The sequence below is a fragment of the Ureibacillus sinduriensis BLB-1 = JCM 15800 genome (assembly GCF_000772955.1).
In the GTDB taxonomy this organism is placed as follows: Bacteria; Bacillota; Bacilli; order Bacillales_A; family Planococcaceae; genus Ureibacillus; species Ureibacillus sinduriensis.
This window is the reverse complement of the sequence record NZ_JPVO01000054.1, coordinates 1-21624: the sequence shown is the minus strand read 5'-3', so window position 1 is coordinate 21624 and position 21624 is coordinate 1. Positions and strand designations below refer to the sequence as shown.

The 21624-nt window shown below is 39.2% G+C and carries 20 protein-coding genes and 1 pseudogene; 8 read left to right on the top strand and 13 right to left on the bottom strand.

The genetic code is table 11. The annotated features are described in order from the left end of the window. Positions 1-30 precede the first annotated feature (30 nt). From CD33_RS14130 to CD33_RS14110, 5 genes are all read right to left on the bottom strand, one after another. Positions 31-1590, bottom strand: coding sequence for a GNAT family N-acetyltransferase (locus CD33_RS14130; protein WP_036201668.1), 1560 nt, complete (start codon positions 1588-1590; stop codon positions 31-33). Positions 1591-1600: 10 nt separating this feature from the next. Continuing rightward, positions 1601-2170, bottom strand: a complete 570-nt coding sequence (locus CD33_RS14125) for a glycerol-3-phosphate acyltransferase (RefSeq protein ID WP_036201667.1) — start codon at positions 2168-2170, stop codon at positions 1601-1603. A gap of 50 nt (positions 2171-2220) precedes the next feature. Further along, positions 2221-2889 (bottom strand): hypothetical protein, encoded by a 669-nt coding sequence (locus CD33_RS14120; RefSeq protein WP_052130259.1) that lies wholly within the window; start codon positions 2887-2889, stop codon positions 2221-2223. Positions 2890-2896: 7 nt separating this feature from the next. Further along, positions 2897-3409 carry a GNAT family N-acetyltransferase gene (locus CD33_RS14115; RefSeq protein ID WP_036201666.1) on the bottom strand — a complete coding sequence of 171 codons (513 nt, stop codon included), beginning with the start codon at positions 3407-3409 and terminating at the stop codon, positions 2897-2899. Between the two features lie 246 nt (positions 3410-3655). Continuing rightward, positions 3656-3910: a hypothetical protein gene (locus CD33_RS14110; RefSeq protein WP_036201665.1), complete on the bottom strand. Its 255-nt coding sequence runs from the start codon at positions 3908-3910 to the stop codon at positions 3656-3658. Positions 3911-4255: 345 nt separating this feature from the next. Between CD33_RS14110 and CD33_RS20600 the strand changes: the two genes are divergently transcribed. After that, positions 4256-4663, top strand: coding sequence for a hypothetical protein (locus tag CD33_RS20600; protein ID WP_084591377.1), 408 nt, complete (start codon positions 4256-4258; stop codon positions 4661-4663). A gap of 436 nt (positions 4664-5099) precedes the next feature. After that, positions 5100-6839: a dihydroxyacetone kinase subunit DhaK gene (dhaK, locus tag CD33_RS19965; RefSeq protein ID WP_036201663.1), complete on the top strand. Its 1740-nt coding sequence runs from the start codon at positions 5100-5102 to the stop codon at positions 6837-6839. A gap of 149 nt (positions 6840-6988) precedes the next feature. Here the strand turns inward: dhaK and CD33_RS14095 are convergent. Then, positions 6989-7231 (bottom strand): annotated as a pseudogene (locus tag CD33_RS14095) (metallophosphoesterase family protein); the annotation flags it as partial. 324 nt (positions 7232-7555) lie between these two features. Here CD33_RS14095 and CD33_RS14090 point away from each other — a divergent pair. Next, positions 7556-8065, top strand: a complete 510-nt coding sequence (locus CD33_RS14090) for a DUF2179 domain-containing protein (RefSeq protein ID WP_036201661.1) — start codon at positions 7556-7558, stop codon at positions 8063-8065. 205 nt (positions 8066-8270) lie between these two features. Here CD33_RS14090 and CD33_RS14085 read toward each other — a convergent pair whose 3' ends face one another. From CD33_RS14085 to CD33_RS14055, 7 genes are all read right to left on the bottom strand, one after another. Next, on the bottom strand, positions 8271-9860 hold the full coding sequence (locus tag CD33_RS14085) for a glycoside hydrolase family 43 protein (RefSeq protein WP_036201660.1): 1590 nt from the start codon (positions 9858-9860) through the stop codon (positions 8271-8273). An 11-nt stretch (positions 9861-9871) separates the two neighbouring features. After that, entirely contained in the window at positions 9872-10480 is a 609-nt protein-coding gene (locus CD33_RS14080; RefSeq protein WP_036201659.1) for a YesL family protein, read from the bottom strand. Positions 10481-10492: 12 nt separating this feature from the next. Beyond that, a complete protein-coding gene (locus CD33_RS14075; protein ID WP_036202244.1) occupies positions 10493-11359 on the bottom strand; it encodes a carbohydrate ABC transporter permease in 867 nt (288 codons plus the stop codon). A gap of 42 nt (positions 11360-11401) precedes the next feature. After that, entirely contained in the window at positions 11402-12277 is an 876-nt protein-coding gene (locus tag CD33_RS14070; RefSeq protein WP_036201658.1) for a carbohydrate ABC transporter permease, read from the bottom strand. A 56-nt stretch (positions 12278-12333) separates the two neighbouring features. Next, positions 12334-13650: an extracellular solute-binding protein gene (locus CD33_RS14065; RefSeq protein ID WP_036201657.1), complete on the bottom strand. Its 1317-nt coding sequence runs from the start codon at positions 13648-13650 to the stop codon at positions 12334-12336. A gap of 67 nt (positions 13651-13717) precedes the next feature. Beyond that, the gene (locus CD33_RS14060; RefSeq protein ID WP_036201656.1) at positions 13718-14452 is read right to left on the bottom strand and encodes a response regulator transcription factor; all 735 of its coding nucleotides are present in this window, start codon (positions 14450-14452) and stop codon (positions 13718-13720) included. After that, complete coding sequence (locus CD33_RS14055; protein ID WP_036201655.1) at positions 14449-16158, bottom strand: sensor histidine kinase; 1710 nt, start codon at positions 16156-16158, stop codon at positions 14449-14451. The genes CD33_RS14060 and CD33_RS14055 overlap by 4 nt, the downstream gene beginning before the upstream one ends. 35 nt (positions 16159-16193) lie before the next feature. Here CD33_RS14055 and CD33_RS14050 point away from each other — a divergent pair, with 35 nt between their 5' ends. From CD33_RS14050 to CD33_RS20265, 5 genes are all read left to right on the top strand, one after another. Further along, the gene (locus CD33_RS14050) at positions 16194-17090 is read left to right on the top strand and encodes a PucR family transcriptional regulator (RefSeq protein ID WP_036201654.1); all 897 of its coding nucleotides are present in this window, start codon (positions 16194-16196) and stop codon (positions 17088-17090) included. A 48-nt stretch (positions 17091-17138) separates the two neighbouring features. Beyond that, positions 17139-18239, top strand: coding sequence for an ABC transporter ATP-binding protein (locus tag CD33_RS14045; protein WP_036201653.1), 1101 nt, complete (start codon positions 17139-17141; stop codon positions 18237-18239). 748 nt (positions 18240-18987) lie between these two features. Further along, the gene (locus CD33_RS14040; RefSeq protein ID WP_036201652.1) at positions 18988-19803 is read left to right on the top strand and encodes an endonuclease I family protein; all 816 of its coding nucleotides are present in this window, start codon (positions 18988-18990) and stop codon (positions 19801-19803) included. An 811-nt stretch (positions 19804-20614) separates the two neighbouring features. Next, positions 20615-20917: an alpha-helical endospore appendage domain-containing protein gene (locus tag CD33_RS14035; RefSeq protein WP_036201651.1), complete on the top strand. Its 303-nt coding sequence runs from the start codon at positions 20615-20617 to the stop codon at positions 20915-20917. A gap of 308 nt (positions 20918-21225) precedes the next feature. After that, positions 21226-21624, top strand: a 399-nt coding sequence (locus CD33_RS20265) for an alpha-helical endospore appendage domain-containing protein (protein ID WP_036201650.1), incomplete at its 3' end; no start/stop codon positions are given.

Here is a 21624-nt window from a genome sequence, read left to right as displayed (position 1 = left end):
TCCGACAGTTCAGCGGATTAGCATGCAAGGTTATGAATTTACGCGGGCATCTTCCATAACAGATAAGTAATAACCGAGGATTTCTTTTAGCTGTTTGAATGCTTCTTCAAAATCTGGCTGGATAGTGGAAAGTTGCATTAAGCCTCGCTCACGCAAGTAGGCACTGTCTGCGTGCAGCAGAATTCCATTTAACTTTAAATCTTTGTGCAACCCGTTTAATTCATTCGGTAGTTGCAACGTTACGATCATCGGGTAATTATTTGTCGGAATCCCATATTTCTCGACTATCCCCAAATTTTGCAATTCCATAAAACGTTGTTCCAACAATCTATAACGTTGCGGATATTCTTTTAATGCCTCCAACATATTCGCCACAAGGGTTGCGGGTACGGTAAATGGTGGTTTGGAATGTTGATACTTGGCTAGATTGAGATACGAAGGCAGTTTTGCCTCCTTCGCAAGCTGCTGCGAAAAAATAAAGGAAAGACCACTCATTGCACCGATCGCTTTCCCACTTACAGCTGTAGCCATATACAATTCATTCATTGAGAAAGGCATAGCCCCAAAAGAACTTATGCAGTCAACACATAATTTCACATGATTACGTTTTGTTATTTCCAGAATCGGTTCAATGGCATTGAGTGTTCCGGTTGATGTTTCACCATGGACCATTAGAAGCCATTCAATTTCCCCTGATGCTAAATACCGTTCGGTCACTTCCGTCTCGTATGCCATCCCCCATTCCCAAGATATTTGCTCAAAAGGAAGGTCCCAGCTTCGCGCCTGTTCCACCAATCTTTCACCAAATTCACCGTTTACTAAAATAAGTCCCTTTTTCTCGCAATTAACTTTTAATTGCCCCAACATAATATCATTTGCCAGCGTGCCACTCCCGACAACAGTCGAAATATGATTTGCTCCAGAGATTTTTAGCAATTGTTGTTTCATCCTTGTGTATATGTCCATAAATTCGGAAGAACGGTGCGATAAGTTCGTATGAGACAAAGGTACATTTTGCTTTACTGGACCTGGGTAAAATGTAAAGTGGTTTCCCTTTGAAATTCTTTTTTCCAACGCTTGTTCAAATTTATTTTTCGTCAAAATCATCGGTACAAATTTCGCCTCTTCCGTCCCCACCGCTTCAGCAAAAGGAACGAATCCCATCTGCTTATATAACTTTTGTTCCCTCGTGGTTCCTGAGATGACGGCCGCCGTATAGCCACGGTGATAGGCGAATGCATAAACCGCCTGGATTAAGCGAAAGAAAACCCGTCCTGTCCGGTATGGCATTTTTACTGCTAATAACCGTATTTCAGCCAACTTCCCGCAATCCGCTTCTTCTAAGTATCGTTCAACATTTCCGATTTTCTCGTCCAATGAAAAAGGCCGCTTATCTCGAAAAGCAAGCATCCCAACGATTTCTGTTTCTTTATAAACAACTATGTATTGATTTTCTTCATGAAAGCGATCCACTTTTCGTTTCGTTTTATTTGGCTCATACTGTGGAATTTCTTCCACGAAGGTTTCATAATTTAGCGCAGCAATGCCCTCAAACTCCTTCTCCGTAGTTGCGATTTTACACCAATACATCATATCCCCCTCATTTCTGCTGTCCCATAATATGCCAAAAGTTACGCCGATGTTTCCATATAATCAAACAGATTGATAGAACAACACCGCAATGCGCCATCAAACTCCCTTCCCATACCATGCCCGCTATGTATAAAGTGAACCCCCCAAGCATACAGACTGTTAAGCTTCGTACAATCAGCAACAGCAAAATGCTACCTGAAATCATCCATAAAAATAACGATGGCTCCAAACATAACCCGGCTCCAATGAAGGTAGCCACGCCTTTTCCACCGTGAAACTTAAGCCAAAATGGATATAGATGTCCAACAATGACAAAAAATAAGCCTCCCGCCAATACCCATTGTTCAAAGCCCATCGAGCGACCTAAACCGATGACCAGCCCCCCTTTAAGGGCATCGCCTAATAACGTAACAATAAATGCCCAACGCCCAAGGACTCGCCCAGCATTTCGCGCACCTAAATTTCGGCTGTTTTCTAGACGTAAATCAACATGATTCATCTTGCCAACGACATATGCCGTCATGAAATTGCCTATTATATAGCAAAAAAGCCAATAGATTAGAGAAGATTCAATCATGTGATCCCCCCTAGGATATAATTTATCTTCTGTTAGAAATATCAATATTTTTAATACGAAACAACAAAATACCAGTTTTCATTTAGCTTATCAATCTCTTTAAGATCTCCACCAAAATCATTCTTTCCCGGTTTAAGTCCATCCGGGGAATAAATAAAACCTGAAAATCCATCTAAGATTCCACGTAATGTGAAGAATAAGACAGAATAAGCATCACCCTGTCTTTCGACAACAATTTCTCCTCCACCACTTGATAATTGATTGTATTTATAGGGCAACTTAATTAGTGATTTATTATGAGAAACATTAGGTTGTAGGTTTCCGCTACTTATCATGGAAATTACCTCAACTCTATCCTCCTTTTTCATCAAAAAATCGAATTTCAATGATAACTCATTGAAAGGAACAAGGAACAATAATAGTATTGTTATAAGATGTATCAAAAGTGGCTTCCAATATTTATTTTTAAAAACTCCAATAATCGATAAAACGAGTCCTACAATGAAAAATCCAACGGTTAATAACCATAAAAAAGGCATTAAGAATACAGAAAACGCATCAATTAAACCCCATCGAAATAAATAGAACCCTAAAATTATTAAACTGCTACTAACTGATAAATAAAGGACAACTTTTTTTATATGAATTCCTCCCTCTCCTTCTATAAATGAGAGGTCGTGGTCAACTGTATAATTGTTCCAATTTTGATGGATATACAAAAATCGATCAATCCATTAGGGTTTTATAGTAAAAAACAGTAGCATGCAACTCACCATTGGCCGATTTTGCATAATAAGGGATCTTACCAGCCTCTATATAGCCCAGTGCGGAATAAAGCAGGTTAGAAGGATCACCTTCTCTTGTATCGAGTACTAACACTGTCCGTCCTTCCCGCTTCGCCCGCTCTTCCGCTTGTTTCATGAGTTGGCGTCCGATGCCCATACGACGATAATTGGGATTAGTCATTAGTTTCGCGATTTCAGCTCGATGACTGCCGTTTTGCTTTGTATTTAGATGCAATTGGATACTTCCTACTATATGATTATCTATTTTTGCAACCAATAGAATCGTTTCTGTATTGAGGACATCTTTCCAATATTCGTTAGCTTCTGTAGGATGCAATGGTGGTAAAAATCCAATCGATGCCCCATCTTCCACCGTTTGGATTAGAAGATTTGAAAGTTCCACAATGTGCGCTTCAACCGTTAATAATTGTTCAATTTTCACACTACTTAACACTTAATATCACCTCAAAAATAGGATTTTACCTGATTTTATTTGGACATAATTGATTCAAAGACTTATTCAACAAAAATCACCGATAATCCTTCTATGGGCACTCTGCTCGTTTTTGATCTAATGTTGGACTGCTCGAGTTACAGGTCCATAAGCCATTAGAAAACGCCGGGAGGGTACACTCCCGACGTTAGACTGATAACTTAACACTGCTTGCAAAATTTTGCTATCGATAAAAAGAAAGGACTTTCAGAACGTCAGCAATTCCCCGGTCATCAGAAAAACAATACAATAAATATCCGCCGGTATCCATGCCAATATTGGCGCCACTGGGTTTACCTTGATTAATAGCCCTATAAGCATATTTTTGAGGCTATTTCCTTCATCCACGGACTGGCCAGTACTTTGTACACGATTGCTACCAACTTTTAATTGGAGCCGACTCAAGCTCGAGTTACTATAATCGGCTTCCAAAAATGCGTAATCACTGTTTAATATCCCCACGTTTTCACTCCTTCGTATTTTTTAACTTTTCACGAAAAAGTAGACAACTGCATCAAATTAGTTCCGAGGCACAACTAGTTTATTCTATTCATAATATTTTTCCGGAATGACTGATCAAATTGCGTTTTCCCCACTCTTCTTTAAGTGAGTCCTTTCGGCAAGGAATACACCATTTCAAGCACCCGTAACGCGGAAAATTACCGATTGGCTGCACTATGAAACAAATCGTATTTGTATTTTTTCATCATCAAACCGTGACATTCGCGGAGACAATTTATGATGCTCTACATAAGATATTTAGGATTAAAATTTAGGCAAATGAACAAAAGAGAAGGAAGTGTATTCATGAATCAGCCATTTCGTCGGCTAAGTCCAGGTTCCATCCAACCACAACAACGTCAACTAAGTCCCGGTTCCATCCAACAGCAACCATTTCCGCAAAGTCCAGGTTCAGCGCAACCATATCGACTGAGCCCAGGTTCCATCCAACCACAGCCTTACTTAAGTCCGGGTTCAATTCAACCACAACCATATCCATACCCATACCCGCAGCCATATCCACCGTATCCGCAACCTTACCCGCAGCCAACTGTCGGAGGTTGTACACAAAGATGGGCTAATATGCAATTAAGAGACGGAAGAACATTAGATGTATATGTCACATCGATTGCAGAAAAAAGTTTAGGTGGTTTTCTTCCGAATGGCCAACAAGTTGCAATAGATTTGGATGAAATTACATTTATGACTTGTTGATATTTAACTCCAGTCTAAGAAGGACATTTAATCGTACTGAGCATTAATATTGAGACAACAAAAAGCAAGCCTACATTGCAGTCAGTTGACGGTATCCCACCGCGACTGGCTGTTTGTTTTCATCCTTTTTTAACTATTATGCGTTGCCGTGGAACATCTCCATAATGCAATTTAATGGTGAAGTAAAACATGGTCGTTAAATGTTGGCGTCACTTTACATAGTAAGAAAACGATTTCTTCATTTTGCAGCCAAGCCCTACATAAAGTAAACTAGCAGATGCGTTTTTCTTGATTGCCTCAATTAAGCTTCACGTTGGTGTTCCCATAACTTTGACGGATAGAATGTTTACATCCCCCCTTAAACGCAATATCGGTTATTATTTACAAGAAGGACAATTTTTCCCATATAAGATTTTAATAAATGGAGGTTTTATTGATGAAAAAACTAATGAACCAAGCTGAAGATTTAGTAATGGAAATGTGCCATGGTCTTGTGCTTGCCCACCCCGAACTACAACTAAACGAAAAGTATAAAGTCATTTCACGGCGCAATAGAAAAGAGAATAAAGTGAGCTTAATAAGCGGCGGCGGTAGCGGCCACGAGCCGGCACATGCAGGATTTGTCGGGACTGGGATGCTCGATGCGGCTGTTTGCGGAGATATCTTTGCTTCCCCTTCCCAAATTCAGGTCTATCAATCAATTAAACAAGTAGCCACTGAACAAGGTGTTTTAATGATTATTAAAAACTATTCAGGCGACATGATGAATTTCAAAAATGGTGCTGCACTTGCTGAAGAAGACGGTATTTTAGTGGATTACGTGAAAGTAGACGATGACATCGCGGTTGAAGATAGCCTGTATACGGTCGGACGGCGTGGAGTTGCCGGCACAATATTTGTCCATAAAATTGCAGGGGCTGCAGCCGAGCTTGGGTTGAATCTGGCCAATGTCAAGAAAATTGCAGAAAAAGCTGCCGCGCAAATTCGAAGCATCGGCTTTGCCCTTACGTCTTGTACCGTTCCAGCAAAAGGGACTCCAACCTTCACTTTAGCAGAGGAAGAAATGGAGTATGGCGTTGGAATTCATGGCGAACCCGGGATTCGACGTGAAAAAACAATGAGTGCCGATGCATTGGCTGAACGGATGGTAAATGATTTATTACGGGATTTGGGGGAAGTAAGTGAAGCAGCTGTATTGGTTAATGGCTTTGGTTCGACGCCACTTCAGGAATTATATGTATTTAACAATAGCGTCATCCGAACACTTGTTGAAAGAGGTGTCCATGTCCACAGGATATTTGTAGGAAATTATATGACGAGCATCGATATGGCGGGTGCATCTTTATCACTTTTGAAAATGGATGATGAGCTGAAACAATTTTTAGATTCCCCCGCTTCAACACCCGCATTTAAAGTAGATGGGGAGGCAGCAGCGATTCAAATAATCCAATCTAAGAAAACAACTGGAATGGCTGAACCTTCATTTAAAGTTGAAACTGACAAACAGTTTGCCAACATCAAAGACGGACAATTTACGCTAGACAACCTGCACTATTATATCGATAAAATGAGCGAGGTAATCATTGAGAACGAAGTGCCATTTTGCGAGCTCGACGCCCATGCAGGTGATGGCGATTTCGGAATGAGTATCGCAAAAGGATTCAAACAGTTAAAACGTGAATGGTCCGAGCTGACGCGAGCAACTTCGATGAGTGCGTTCCTATCTAATTGCTCGATGATTATTATGGAGCATTGCGGCGGTGCATCCGGTCCAATCTGGGGCTCTGCTTTCCGTGCTGCAGGAAAAGCGGTTGAAGGAAAAGAAGCTTTGACAGTTACTGATTTTGCGGCGATGTTGGAAGCCGCTGTACAAGGGATTCAAACGATTGGCGAACGATCATTTGGACGTGGTGCGGTTGTCGGTGATAAAACGTTAATTGATGCGCTCGTACCATGCACGATGGCTTGGCGTGATGCCGCAATTGAAGGTGCAACATTTGCGGAAAGCTTTACACGCGGTGCAGAAGCGGCTGTTCAAGGTGCGGAAGCTACAAAACAAATTGTTGCTCGGATGGGACGCGCAGGAACTGTCGGTGAACGCAGCTTAGGTTACCCAGACGCCGGAGCATACGGGTTAGGTGTAATTTTCACTGCGCTGGCAAATGACGCCAAGTAAATAGAGAAGAGCGATTACGGATGGAGTAAATGGAGTGCTTGACGTTACCTAGAACAAATGAAAATGAAAAGTCCCAAAGGCCTGCTCAAGTGTCATGATGAGCAGGCTTGGTTTCTATTAAATGTTTATACCCCAATTCTTTATTTAATTTATTTTTTACTTTTCCAATATCTTTCTTCAAAAAAGTTGCTGACTTCATCTCTATAATTGTTTCGATCATTGATTTTTTGCAATAATTCAATATCATGGGTAAAGGTTTTCCCTGTTTTGAGCATTTCCCTATATTGTTCAAAATAAGGTAGTTTGTTTTGAGCGGCAATTCCCAGCTCTTTTTCCACATCATACGACACTTTTTTGAATCTCACTTCAGCAGTCCCCTTCTCATCTATTTCCTTCTCCCTCCTTTTTTATTTCGTCTCCATAATCGGAACAAGCATTCTCATTTTATCATTAGTTGGTAATGTGGAACTGCATAAAAATAGGTACTAGCAATTTTGAAAATGCATCAATCTGATTTCTTCCACGGATAGCACTGGATCATTCATTAAGTTCCTGCATAATAACCGTTATTTACTCCAATGAAACTAGGTTGAACTACGTTTTACAATGGAGCATTAAGGATAATAAACAGTATAGAACCGATCAACTACTAATCATAAGAGTCGCAGCTATACAATTTCGAAGGTCATAATTTTCAAAATCCGGAGGAATACGATATGGAATTTATCATCATCTTATTTGCGAAAGTTATTGAAGTTTCTTTGAGTACGGTTCGGACTGTTTTTATTTCAAAAGGGATGAAAGGATATTCTTCTTTAATTGCATTCATCGAAGTTCTGATTTGGCTTAAGGTAGTAAGTGTTGTTTTAATCGATATCAGCGAGAATCCTGCGAATATGGTCGCTTATGCGATCGGCTTTGCAATCGGGAATTATATTGGGATATGGCTTGAATCCAAATTAGCCATAGGGCTTATTACCATTCAAGTCATTGTGGATGAAAGTGAAGGTAAAGGGTTGGCGGATTACTTACGGAGCCATAACGTAGCCGTTACGGTCATGCATGGAGAAGGAAGAGATACCAATCGAAGCATCTTGATTCTTCACTTGAAACGCAAACTCAAAGATAAAGTGATTGGAGATATTGAGCAAAAAGTTGAAAAAGCACTTATTACTTCATCCGATGTGAAAGTTATTCATGGTGGATATGGCCTACTTAGAAAGTAATGGATGGTGTTTGGGTTTGCTATAAAGAGATGCTGGGTTAGCATCTCTTTTTTCATGTATACCGATCCCCCGAAACTATAAGTTCATTTCCTCATGAAAACAACTTTATTTTATCCGGAAAACAAAAATAGGGCTCATGCATCGATGGCCTCAGCCCCGGCAGAACCCTTATGTTACAACATATTCCGAAATAATTATATATGTTTTATAACGGTTTATAGCTGAAATATTCAAAATCAGCCGGAAGAGATTGCCGTTCTAAATCCACGCAATGCATTCCGACGAAAGCCCCCGTAAAGAAACCTCCACCTTGTACATAATCATCTGAAAGCTTATAGCTTTCAAATCTTGGTCCTACCTCCTCCCAATCCAACCCATTCAATGAATAACTGTATTGATAAGCATTCGCTGCGACACAAACTTTCAAATAGACCTCACCTTCCTCAGGAAGCACAACCGGCTTTTCCAAAGGCGCACTAAAGACTGCATTGTCGTTACTTAAAATTGTAAGAACCCTCCCAAGCTGTTCATCGAATGTAATATCAAGGGCAGTCCAATTTTCCGTATTATAGTAATTAACAAGCCCCGCGTATTGTTGGAAAGTTGTCGGCGTTACATCCACCTTTGTCTCCGCCTCGAAGTGGAAGTCCTGCCAACGCCTCGCAACGAATGCCTGCTGAAATTTTGAAGTTAAGGATTCCTTCCCTATCAAGCGTAGATATCCTGGCCGTTCCAACAATGATGCAAAACTGTCCATCGGTTGGCGCAATGTTTGGAAATCCAAAGGCAGTTCACTATCAAAATACGTAATCGTTGGTGCCGGCCCATCAACTGGTTGCGGCGAGATTGCAGGCGCCTCGACTTGTAATTGTGGATAATTGCCGCCAACTACAACAGGCCAACCGTCTCTCCATTCAATTTTGCTGATTGCAGTTTCGCGCCCTAAAGGACAATACCCTCGCGGATCAAGTAATGGCTTGTTTTCATCTTGCAATGGACGTCCTACTAAATAGACCAAGTACCATTCATCCGTATGTGTTTGGACAAGTGACGCATGCCCCGCTTTCTGCAAAGGCTCCTCTGGTGTGAAGAAACTTGTAATTAATGGATTATGTGGAGACACTTCATATGGTCCATCAATAGATGACGATCGGGCAATTGTTGCACGGTGGTCATAGCGTGTGCCCCCTTCTGCCGTTAATAAATAATAATAACCGTCTATTTTATAAAGGTGGGGTGCCTCTGTCAGCTTAGCGTTTGTGCCTTTAAATATGATTTTACGCTCCCCGACAAGGGATTTTTTTTCGTGATCATACTCTTGAAGACTAATGCCGTAAAACGGATGATGACGGTGTCTTGCATCCCATACCATATTTAAAAGATATTTTTTCCCATCCTCATCATGGTATAAAGATGGGTCAAATCCCGCACTATTCAAGTATATTGGCTCCGACCATTCATCTTCGATATTTGCAGCATTTACTAAGTAATTATGACCATCTTTCCATTGCCCCTCAACAACTTTCACATCGCTATAAATAAGCCAAAATTGGCCGTCGCTATAAGTCAGGCAAGGTGCCCAAACACCGCCGGAATTCGGATTGCCGATCATATTCAATTGGGAAAGGCGCTCCAATGGTCTGCGGACAAGTGTCCAATTCGCTAAATCTTTTGAATGGTAAATGCCTACACCAGGAAACCATTCAAAAGTGGATACTGCAATATAATAATCATCGCCGACACGGCAAATCGAAGGATCAGGATTAAAACCTGTTAAAATAGGATTTTGAATCATATAAACACTCCTTAGGCTGTTTTTATTTTTTGAATGCATGGTTGGCTAGTTAGCATCGTGATGGCACAAATACTACTGAACCCAATCAGGAAAATAAGAATTGGTTGATAAAAACAAATAATTGCCACTGCCAAAATAAGGATGAGTGTGAAAATTGTACGCGGCAAAAAGGCAATGGCCAAAAGCAAACTATTCTTTATGAGCTGCCATACTGTGGACTTGAAATTTGTATATAAAGGGAAGACATACAAACTGCTACATAGCGCAAGCAGCGCGATTCCAATAAGCACAAGCATTGCAGCCGTTTGAATGGATGCAGGGAATGTCTGGATAAATAAAAAATTGATAAATAGGAGTGAAAATAAATACCCGTATAAGAGTCCAAATTTATTGCTCTTAATAAGCTCACCTTTAAAGGTTGTATAAAAGCTGCGGACAACCCGTACATCTTTCCTCTCATAGAGTTGTTTAAAAACATGGCTCATTGCCGCAAACGCCGGCGAAAATCCGAAAAGAATCAGCCCTGCGCAACTAAAAAATATAAACAACAGGTTCAGCAGCACCAGATTCATTATCCACTCACAAACGATAAATAGTTTGGTAAAGGTTTGTTGCAACATCTCCATTCCTCCTTAGCCTTTGATAGAACCTGCAGCAATCCCTTCAACGATTCGATCACTTAAAATAAGGAAGATGATCAATATCGGAATGATACTGAACATTAGCGTTGCGCCGATTGCCCCCCAATCTGTCGAGTACTGTCCGATGAAGTTTTGTATTCCTACCGTCAATGTTTTCAGTTCATCAGAGCTAATGAAGGTATTTACAAATACAAATTCATTCCAGTTATAGATCATATTGATGATGGCCGCGGTAGCAATTACCGGCGCTGTCATCGGCAATGTTATCCGGAAAAATATTTGATGGATGGATGCACCATCGATAATGGCCGCTTCCTCAATTTCATGCGGCAATGCCTCATAAAATCCTAATAAAATCATGATCGTTACAGGCATGTTAAATGCCGTATAAGACAAAATCAGTGAAAGCGGATGATTAATCAACCCTATTGCTGTGTACGTATTAAACAATGGAATAAGCGTGGAGTGAATTGGAATCATCAGCCCAAGCATAAAAAGACCGAGCACAATCTTATTTCCTCTCCATTGCAAACGTGTAATCGCAAAAGTAATCATGCTCCCTAATAAAATGGTTAAAAAAACCGCCGAAACCGTGTAAAAAATACTATTGAAAAAATATGTCGCTATATTTCCTTCGGTCCATACTTTAATGTAGTTTTCAAACCGTAATTCCTGCGGTAACGCAAGTGGTGATAAATTAAAAATTTCGTAGTTATTTTTCAATGAAAATAGTGCAAGCCAATAGATAGGGAATAGCTGAATCAAGGCAATGACAATTAATACTGCATAAAGGGCGGCTTTTCCGATTCGATGTATTAAACTTCGCTCTGACGCTTTCTTCACTATTGCTTCCGGCATATTTAGTTTTTCATCTAAAATTTCCATAGCTGCTCACCCTTTCTAATAAAGATCCTTATCCGAGATTGTCAAACGCTGGATGATGAATGTCGCCACGAGGCAAATTATTAATAAGAAAAAGCCAATAGCACTACCATAGCCAAAATCAAATTTATTAAAAGCAGTATTATACATATACGAGGCCATCACTTCACTTGAACCGCTAGGGCCCCCGCCTGTCATGATGTAAATTAAATCGAAATATTTTAGCGATCCAACAGCGGCTAGTACGATTGTTACCTTCACAACGTTCATAATTAAAGGCAATTTAATTTTAGTTGCAATTTGGAGTGATGAAGCGCCATCAATACGGGCTGCTTCAACAAGAGATTCAGGGACATTTTTTAACGCTGCATAATAAATCAGAATATAGAAACCTGCATATTGCCAAATCGTTGGCAAGATGATTGCATAGAGTGCCAAGTTCGCATCGCCTAACCATGCAGGTGGATTTTCGAATCCAATTTTCATTAAAAAGATATTGAGCATACCATTCGTTGGATTGTAAATTTTCATCCAAAGTTGTGCTATAGCAACCGAGGCAAGTAACATCGGAATCAAGTAAATTTTGCGCAGCAGGTTCGCACCCTTTATGCGGCTTGCTAAAATAACTGCAATGGCCAAGTAAAAAACAAGGCTAATAATTGAAGCCACTGCTAAAATAAGCGAATGATAGGCACTGCTCCAAAACTTTGTATCTTGCAGCAAAACAAAATAGTTTTCAAGCCCCACAAATGTTTTTTGTCCAATCCCGTTCCATTCCATTAAACCAAAATAGCCCGTTTGTAAAATAGGGATATAAACAATACCGAGCAGTAATACCAACGCCGGTCCGACATAGATCAATATATCAAGTTTCGAAGCTTTCAATCGATTCATAGCTAGCCCTCCTCTTAAAAATAGGACATATCAAAAATAGATATGTCCTAATAGGTTTATTTAGCAGACTTCAATGATTCTTCTGTTTGTTTAGTAAAGTCGGCTGGTGTTATTTCCCCACTGACCAATGATTGCAATAAATTATAATGTACCTCCGCTGCTGAGGCAGGCATCTGTACATCTGCAAAAAGTGTAATATTCTTTGCTTTGTTCAGGTCATCTAAAACATCAATATTCATCTGCGGTAAATCCAGCGAAGACGTATCTACCTTCGTAGCCGGAATCACGCCCGCTTTGGTGAATGATTGTTTCCCCCATTCTTCGATAAAGTAACGAATGAATTCTTTTGATTCATCTTTTACTTTCGAATTTTCCGAAACAAATAGACCGACACCCGGTCCACCAATCCAGCTTTCCGCTTCACCTGCATTGCTTTCGTAATTAGGGAAATTAAAGTAGCCGATTTTGTCTTTAAATTCTTGTGTTGTTTCATCACTCGTTGTGAAATTCGGCAGTTCCCAACTACCCATAAGGTACATTGCCGCTGTTTCATTTAAAAATTCAACTTTTGCTTCGTCATTCGATAATCCATTTGTACCTTTACTAAATGCGCCTAACTCCGCTAATTCCTTGAAATCTGCGGCTGCTTGTTCTAATGCAGGGTTTTCAAAGGAAACTTCTTGTGCAATCGCTTCCGAAATAAGTGTTGAGCCCCCAATTCGATCGGCTAAGTACATATACCACAGCGAGCCAGTCCATCCTTCTTTATTTCCAAGTGCAATTGGTGTTACACCACCCGCTTTCAATGTTTTTACTACATCCACAAATTCAGCGTATGATGTCGGCACTTCTAAACCATTTTGTTCAAAAATCTCTTTGTTGTAATAAACTGGTGCGATATTCAACTCGATTGGCAGGCCATATGTTTTGCCATCAAAAGCGTATGCTTCTGTGGTACCGCCAACAAATTGATCTTTCAAGTTATCTTTTGCTAAGACGTCGGTTAAGTCTGCGATTAAATCCCCTTCAACGAATGGCTTTAAATAGCCAGCTGCCCATGTCACCCCTACATCAGGCAATTCGTTGGAAGAAGAAAGAACTTTAATTTTATCTTTGTATTGCTCATTTTCTAAATATTCAACTTGTACTTTCACACCCGGATTGTCACTCTCATACTTTTCAACCACCGATTCAACAATTTGATTTTGCGTTTTCGAACTGCCCGGTGGCCAAATGTGCATGAACTTTATCACTTTGCTTCCATCACTCTCTTCACTACTATCACTGCTTGAAGAACTGCATCCGCCCAAGACCAATATCGCCCCTACAATAAAAGCCAGGAATAATGTATGCGCTTTCTTAATTCTCTGCATTTTTGAATCTCTCCCCCTTATTTGATTATCTTTATCATAGCAGATTCAATAAACAGAAAATTCCAAATTATTTAGGATAAACACCATTATCTTTGGAATGTCTTTGTTTTCTGTATTGATTAGGTGTAATCTTCTCATGCTCCTTAAAAATTTGGATGAAGTATTTAGAAGTTTTGTAGCCTACTCGAATCGAAATTTCCTCAATCGAATAATTGTGTTCCAATAAAAGTTTTTTCGCTTCTTTAATCCGGTAATTGGTTATGTATTGCATAAAATTCACGCCAACCGTTTGCTTGAAAAGAGAGCTGAAATAACTTGTATTAAGGTGCACAATATCTGATAATTCCTGCAAAGTTAGAGGTTCACTATAATGTGAGTGGATATAATGCAACGCTTGTTGGATACTTGTGTGATCTGTGCTTGGAGGTATCTCCATCTGCCCAATGCTTTGATCAATCACCTCCAATAATGCTTCTCTGGAAACGGGTTTAACCAAATATTTAACGACATTTAAATCGATCGCCTGTTGCGCATACGCAAAATCAGCATGCGCAGATAAAATAATCACACATAAATCAGGATGTTTTTTCCGGAGTTGTTTTAAGAAAGTAAGGCCATCAATCTCAGGAAGTTGGATATCGAGTATTAATAAATGTATTGGCGCCACCTTAAGATACTCATTGGCTTCATAAACATCGGCTGCTGTATAGACCGTTATGGACTGTCTATTTTTTTCAATCATATTTTTTATGCTCTTCCGAACAATCGCTTCATCTTCAATGATTAACAACTGAATTGTCATCCTTCTATTTCCCCCTTTGGCAAAACTAGCGATACTTTTGTACCCCGCACTTCATCGCTTGAGAAGCATAGTGAATCTGCAACATTTACCGAATAATGAATAGCAAGCCGCATCCGTATATTATGAATACCGATATGATGAATCCCCGTTGAAATATCTGTTCCTTTATTTAATTTTTCTAGCATCGCTGCAGGAATCCCTTTTCCGTTATCCTCAATAATAATCGATAACCGTTTTGGCCCATTTGACTGAATGTTTATATTAATGATACCTTTTGTACGTTTTGGTTCAATCCCGTGAATAATTGCATTTTCAATAAACGGCTGCAATATCAGCTTTGGTATTTGCACGTCCTTCAGTTCAGGTTCGCATTGTATACTCCATGACAGCCGCTCATCCAAGCGCATTTTCATCAAATTTAAATAATGCTCAATCTGATCCAATTCCTCGTGAAGCTTCACAACATCCGTTGCAGTTGTTGAAGAGCTAACGCTATATTTAAAAAGTGCGGACATTGATAACACGTATTCCGCAAGTTCGTCCTTGCCATCATCAATTAATTTCCAATAAAATGTATTTAACGTATTGTATAGGAAATGCGGATTGATCTGGGATTGTAATGCTTTCAATTCTGCTTGCTGTTGGTGTAGTTGCTTTTCATATACCTCTTCAATGAGCCTCTCGATATCCGTTATGAATTGATTGTACGTATGATGCAAAGTATACATTTCGATAGAGCTGTTCGTCTCTTCAATATGCAGCAGTTGCCTTTTCGGTCCTTTGCGCATTGCCTCAATTAACCGTTTTAATGGTGACGTGATATAGGACGCAATAATCCAAGATAATAAAAAACCGAGCACTACACCGATCATCGCAATTCCAACTAGAAATAACCGAATTTTTTGTATTTCTTGATTGTAAGACACCATTGACTGTGCAACATAGATTGTCCACTCGGTTCGGGTCGACACACTTTTAACAACATAAAATGGCTCTCCTGAGATGGAAATTTCACCGTCGTCCGAAAATAATAATTTAGAAGAATTTTGTCCTGTTAGAAAACGCCCGGAATTATCGAAAATTTGGATAAAGTTATCGCGATCGCCAAACCGCGTATCGAAAAAATCATTTGCAAGTTTCAAGACAAGAAAACCACTATTTTCATAGGAGTGGTTCATTAATCTTATGACTTTTATCGCATAGGAATACCGATAACTCTTCGTATCCTGCCCTACCCATATGAGTTGTCCCTCCGCATCCAGAGCCTTTTGAATCGATGCATCATCAATAATTAAATTTAATTCTTGCGAAGTTGGAAACAAGCCCGTTCCATCCAATGCATAAAAACGGTAATCTAAAATACTATCAACATAAGGATAATAACTATTTAGTGTCCGCTTAAACGTTTGCTTTTGCAAACCAGCCATTTCAGGGTTGCCTAGCATTTGATACATCGCATTTTGAATGTCCTCATCTGTTGAAACTTGGGAAGCGATCATACTTACCTGCGTATACTTTGCATCAATGGTACTGTTTAATTCGACGCTTGTTTGTTCCAACTGTGCTTGCACCACGTCATTGTAAACAGAAGAAAATTTATTATATCCGATATAAGTAACAGCACTAATACTGATGACAGACACCAATGAAAATAACAAAAAGATTTGGTTATGTAATGTATTATACTTTTTGATAAACGCTCTCATTAAATCATTCCTTTAGTCAAAGTGGAGGGAACGCAATGGATTATGAATTGTTAAATGAAACATTTCCGCAATTAACAGATTATCGAACTGATACGAAAAACAAGTTTATCTTTCAAAGTGAGCACGGTTTATTGGAGGTGCCCAAGAGTCAGTTAACTGTTCACGAATATAAAGTGCTGTCTATTTTCTTGAAGCCACTTCCCGAGCATTTCGAACATCAGCATCTTTGGGCGCATTTTTTTACAGACGAATCCATACAACCGCCCGAAGATATTCATCTCTTTCAATTATTAAAAATCGTTTTCTATGAACCTTTTAATAAACTAAATGACTTGCAACTAGTTTTAGAGTCCATTGCAGGTTGCCGTTGCCATCTATTGCCGGTGGATGAGTGTACTTTTTTTATTCTGCTAGTGAATGTTGAACAATTTACAAATTTCACTCCTTTTATCGCATTGATTGAAGATGATTTTAAAACATCTTTCACGATAATGACAACTCCTCTTGAACAAAAAGAGAAGCTCAGGGAATGCTATCGATTGCTGCAAAGTATTCCAAAGGAAATTTGCTATTTTGAGCGAAAGATTGTTTTTGAACTCGACGAGATGATTTTAACGAAAATGCTTACTTCGGTACTAAAATATGAAAGTGAACAATTCGTCTCAGTCGTCTTAAAAGGTTCGGCTTATGAAACGTTGCTATTGGAAACGGTTGAATGTTATATCCAACATACTGGTAATTTTAGTCAAACGGCTAAAGCGCTCTATATCCATCGAAATACCCTCCAAAAGCGACTGGAACGTTTTGAAGAATTAAGCGGCAGAAATTTGAAGGACAGCGATGACCTTTTAAAAATAAGCATTGCATTAAAATTGTACAAAATGCACACTTACCCGAATGAAAGAGTGGAAGAAATTCCACTAGGCACGTAATCCGATTTCCATTACCCTTTAACTATAATCATAAGGGGGTTGGATCTATTGGCAGAAATCCGTCTTGAAAATATTTATAAAGTTTATGATAAAGAGAATGAAGCGGTAAAAGCGTTCAATTTACACATTAAGGACAAGGAATTTATTGTTTTTGTAGGACCTTCTGGATGCGGGAAATCTACAACATTACGGATGATCGCGGGGCTTGAAGACATTACGAGGGGCAAGCTTTTCATTGACGATCAATTAATGAATGATGTAGAACCGAAAAATAGAGATATCGCAATGGTTTTCCAAAATTATGCCCTCTATCCGCATATGACTGTTTTTGAAAATATGGCCTTTGGTTTAAAGCTTGCCAAAGTACCTAAACAAGAGATTGAGCGACGGGTAAATGAAGCTGCTGCAATATTGGGCCTGCAGCCTTATTTAAAGAGAAAACCGAAAGCTTTATCCGGCGGTCAGCGTCAGCGGGTGGCATTAGGTCGCGCTATTGTCCGTAAAGCAAAGGTATTTCTGATGGATGAGCCATTATCCAATCTCGATGCGAAATTACGTGTACAAATGCGTGCCGAAATTCAAAAATTACATCAAAATATAAATACGACAACCATTTATGTAACGCATGACCAAACGGAAGCCATGACAATGGCAACTCGCATTGTTGTAATGAAGGACGGGGTTATTCAACAAATCGGCACTCCTGAAGAAGTGTATGCGAACCCAAATAATGTTTTTGTAGGCAGCTTTATCGGCTCCCCGGCAATGAACTTTTTTAATGCTACCGTTTCAGGCCAGCATTTTATCATTGGCGAACATCAATTTGCGATTCCACCAGCGTACAGAAACGCATTAAAAAATGTCTCTGAAACAATTGTTGGTATTCGCCCCGAGCATATTCTAGTTGGACAAAGCGGTGAAAATAGCTTCCATTCTGAAATCGAGGTACTGGAATCACTAGGATCAGAGTCTTTTATTCATAGTACGGTGAATGGTCATAGTTTTATTAGCAGGGTTTCTGGAGAAATACATTTCGCTTTAGGCGGACAGTATTCCTTTACTTTCCAGCAGGATAAATTGCATTTCTTCGACCCTGTTTCAGAATTAGCCATTCCTAGTGAATCTGTCAAATACCCTCAAAAAGTATAAATTGCTCAACGAACACATCTTGATTAATAAAATGATAGTTTAAGGTTAGATACGCGTATTTCATCTGGTATCCTGGATTAGAATACAAGTTGTCTAGTCTGAAGTCGTTCAATCAATTATCCTTTGCCTTCATCTCCATTTAGTAGTAAAACATCATGTAAGCCTTTTCATAGAAACGTAATATGACCCGTTTGTGAAGCAATTTTATCATTCTCAAACGGCGTTAAAATAGAGTTTTCCATACGTATAGATATCTGCTGGACAAATGTCCTTATCGAGACACTGCCAAACTACACCTAGCAATCTCGTTTGGCTGTTGAAACATACCGTTCAGACTGATAGTAAACATCCAATTCTCTATTTCTTTGGTATACCGGTAGTTCGATAGGATCATATCTATTGTAACTGTTAATTCATATTCTGAATAGTTAAACTATTATTAACTTCCAAAAATACACAGGAAGTCCGGGAAGGAGCACCCCAGCATTAAATTTATTTCAGTATCAAGTTAATGAAATGGGTGAAAAGTGGTGCGACAAAGTATTCGGTTCAAACTTCGCAAAAAAATTTCAAAGGAAGGATTTCGCTTGCCGAGATTTTAACAATAGGCGGCTGAGGCAACTAATCTGATTAGAGTGGTGGGTGGAAGGGATTTCAACGCTGCTGATGTACAACCTGATGTATTTACCGATTATAGTGGTCATGGATTGATTCAACCAAAATCTCCTGCATAGGCGGTGGAAATATAATGGGAAAACTAGATTCTCTTGACTTTGAATGGGAAATGGCCAAATCCGACTTTTTAACCTATAAAGAAAATCGCCCCTATTTTGACGAAGAGAAAGATAAGAATGCTATCACTCAATATTATCTGGACTTTAGATTCACGGATGGTAATCTTGAAGACACCCTTCACACATTGCTTAAAAAGACACATACAAATCAGTTAACCTATAGACCGCATCGTTATCTGTACCCTTGGGTGGACTTGCAAGAAAACGGAACATTAAAAAGCCTATATTCAGGAAATCGAATGGATCCCCTTACTGTCATAGAGGAGGACATTCGGCTCCATGATATGCAAGCAAAAGGGTTAGTCAGCATTCTCTCGGACGATCAGTTTAACTGTGAACATGTAGTGCCCCAATCTTGGTTCGATAAAAAAGAACCGTTTAGAGGAGACTTGCATCACCTATTTGCGTGCGAACCTACCTGCAATAGCAGACGTAGCAACTTCCCATACTACGACTTTCACGATTATAGCCCTGAAGCATTGATTGCGGTAATCAAAGATGGCTGCGGCAAGGCTGAAGAAGGAAAATTCGAACCGGAATACGGCAAGGGAATCATTGCGAGAGCAACACTCTACTTCCTAATTCGCTACCCATATACAATAAAAAAAGAGCTAGCGGATACCTCTTTAATGGTAAAATGGCATCAAACATTTCCGGTATCGATTTATGAAAAGCATCGCAACCTAGCTATCCATGAACTGCAAGGCAATCGGAACCCATTTATTGATTATCCAGAGATGGCAGAAGCTATTTTCACGAAAGAAAGATGAAAAGATATTGAAAACTCCTTCATCGAGGGTCTTTACAAGTATTGAAATTGAAAGGTAGACGCCAATCCGCCATTCAAAATTGAAGACAAACGGTATATTGAAATTGAACATACCGTTTGTCTTTTTCTCTTTGTCAGAAAAAGATGTTTCTATGTGCCAACCGCATTCTGCATCTGCATATTAACTGCATCCCCTTATCAATCTAATGGTCCCCTCCCCGTAACGTCAGCCTTATCGTCATCGAAGGGTTGACTTAAAAGCCCTTAATAAAGTTTAACTCGTTGGATTGAATACTAAGATCCAAACCAAAAAAATGTAAGTATGAGGATTCGAAGCTGCACAGAGTAATCATCCTAAATAACCCAATGTTAATGTAATCATACTACTCCATATTCCTTAACAACCTAACCCTTTTTTTGATAAACGATTTACCGATCCACTCAAATTCAACAAAATTCCTTTAACTTCATAAGTAAGGGAGATTCTCTCAGAAATTTCTGTAGTGATTTATCAGCAATTAAAATTGGTTTTATTGAAATGGTGAAATTAATTGGAGTATGCGTAGGACAGTTTGTAGGGCCTATCGAATTTGTAACTCCTCAACAGTACAATAATCATCTTGTATTTCTGAAGCCTCTCTTAAGCAGGATTAAGTATTTTCATAAATTTTTAAGGCCATTTTTGAAAACAAAGAATATATTACAAAGTAGATGTCTTCAATAACAAGAATAAAGGCAAAACGAAGTAATTAAATTGAGGTTTTGATTAAATCAACCATGCTTATCGGGTCAATTAAGAAGGGAGAAAGTGTATGTCACAGCCAAATTTACCGAACATTACACCGATAATTTCCATTAATCGGGAAGATGTTATTAATCTTCTTCTAGCGTCAATAGCTATGGAAGAATTAGGTCTAGCACATATCATAAACGCAGAAGGGGAAAAAATCCAATATTCCATTGGTACAATTCCAGGTTTATCCCCCGCAGCTTCACTTGATGACATATTAGAAGTCAATTCAAGTGTAAGAGATACACTTGCTATGGCAATAAAAAAAGAGTTACTACTGGATAATAAATTAAAACAAGTAATTGATTTACTCTCTGACTCTTAGTGGGAAACGAGTTTTTTATTATGCAATACTCAACTTTTTTTCATCTAGATTATAACTCTACCAAATATTTGTTCTTTATTTAATTCGCTAGTTTTTTTATTAACTAGATTTTTTAGTCCTGATATAACTGAGCTGGTTTTCCTTAGTTTGGGAAAGTTTCCCTAATATAGGCTTTTATTCTTAACTACTTGGTTTGTAAGGAATACATTACAGAAGAGTGTATGGCCAAACAAATACAGAAAATTTGTCTGGTCATTACTCAAATCAGGTTATATGTTCAACCAAATTAATATGAAAGGAGAAGTGGAATGTCTCAACCAAATTTACCAAATATAACCCCTAATATTTCCCTAAGCAGAAATTCTGTAATTAATCTACTTCTAGCATCAATTGCTATGGAAGAATTGGGTCTAGCACATATCATTAATGCTGAAGGTGAAAAAATACAATACTCATTAGGGACAATCCCCGGGTTATCCCCGCCAGCCTCTCTTGAGGATATTTTGACAGTAAATACTAGTGTGCAAGATACACTCGCTATGGCTATTAAAAAAGAATTATTACTGGATAATAAATTGAAACAAGTTGTTCAGTTAACCTCTAATGGTATCATTGGGCCGACTGGGCCTGCTGGACCGACTGGACCTGCTGGGCCGACTGGACCTGCTGGACCGACTGGACCTGCTGGACCGACTGGACCTGCTGGA

Excerpts from the sequence above, each read along its gene's own strand:
- CD33_RS14130 (WP_036201668.1), bottom strand. The coding sequence starts at position 1,590 with ATGTATTGGTGTAAAATCGCAACTACGGAGAAGGAGTTTGAGGGCATT.
- CD33_RS14125 (WP_036201667.1), bottom strand. The coding sequence starts at position 2,170 with ATGATTGAATCTTCTCTAATCTATTGGCTTTTTTGCTATATAATAGGC.
- CD33_RS20600 (WP_084591377.1), top strand. The coding sequence starts at position 4,256 with ATGAATCAGCCATTTCGTCGGCTAAGTCCAGGTTCCATCCAACCACAA.
- dhaK (WP_036201663.1), top strand. The coding sequence starts at position 5,100 with ATGAAAAAACTAATGAACCAAGCTGAAGATTTAGTAATGGAAATGTGC.
- CD33_RS14090 (WP_036201661.1), top strand. The coding sequence starts at position 7,556 with ATGGAATTTATCATCATCTTATTTGCGAAAGTTATTGAAGTTTCTTTG.
- CD33_RS14085 (WP_036201660.1), bottom strand. The coding sequence starts at position 9,860 with ATGATTCAAAATCCTATTTTAACAGGTTTTAATCCTGATCCTTCGATT.
- CD33_RS14080 (WP_036201659.1), bottom strand. The coding sequence starts at position 10,480 with ATGTTGCAACAAACCTTTACCAAACTATTTATCGTTTGTGAGTGGATA.
- CD33_RS14075 (WP_036202244.1), bottom strand. The coding sequence starts at position 11,359 with ATGCCGGAAGCAATAGTGAAGAAAGCGTCAGAGCGAAGTTTAATACAT.
- CD33_RS14070 (WP_036201658.1), bottom strand. The coding sequence starts at position 12,277 with ATGAATCGATTGAAAGCTTCGAAACTTGATATATTGATCTATGTCGGA.
- CD33_RS14065 (WP_036201657.1), bottom strand. The coding sequence starts at position 13,650 with ATGCAGAGAATTAAGAAAGCGCATACATTATTCCTGGCTTTTATTGTA.
- CD33_RS14060 (WP_036201656.1), bottom strand. The coding sequence starts at position 14,452 with ATGACAATTCAGTTGTTAATCATTGAAGATGAAGCGATTGTTCGGAAG.
- CD33_RS14055 (WP_036201655.1), bottom strand. The coding sequence starts at position 16,158 with ATGAGAGCGTTTATCAAAAAGTATAATACATTACATAACCAAATCTTT.
- CD33_RS14050 (WP_036201654.1), top strand. The coding sequence starts at position 16,194 with ATGGATTATGAATTGTTAAATGAAACATTTCCGCAATTAACAGATTAT.
- CD33_RS14040 (WP_036201652.1), top strand. The coding sequence starts at position 18,988 with ATGGGAAAACTAGATTCTCTTGACTTTGAATGGGAAATGGCCAAATCC.
- CD33_RS14035 (WP_036201651.1), top strand. The coding sequence starts at position 20,615 with ATGTCACAGCCAAATTTACCGAACATTACACCGATAATTTCCATTAAT.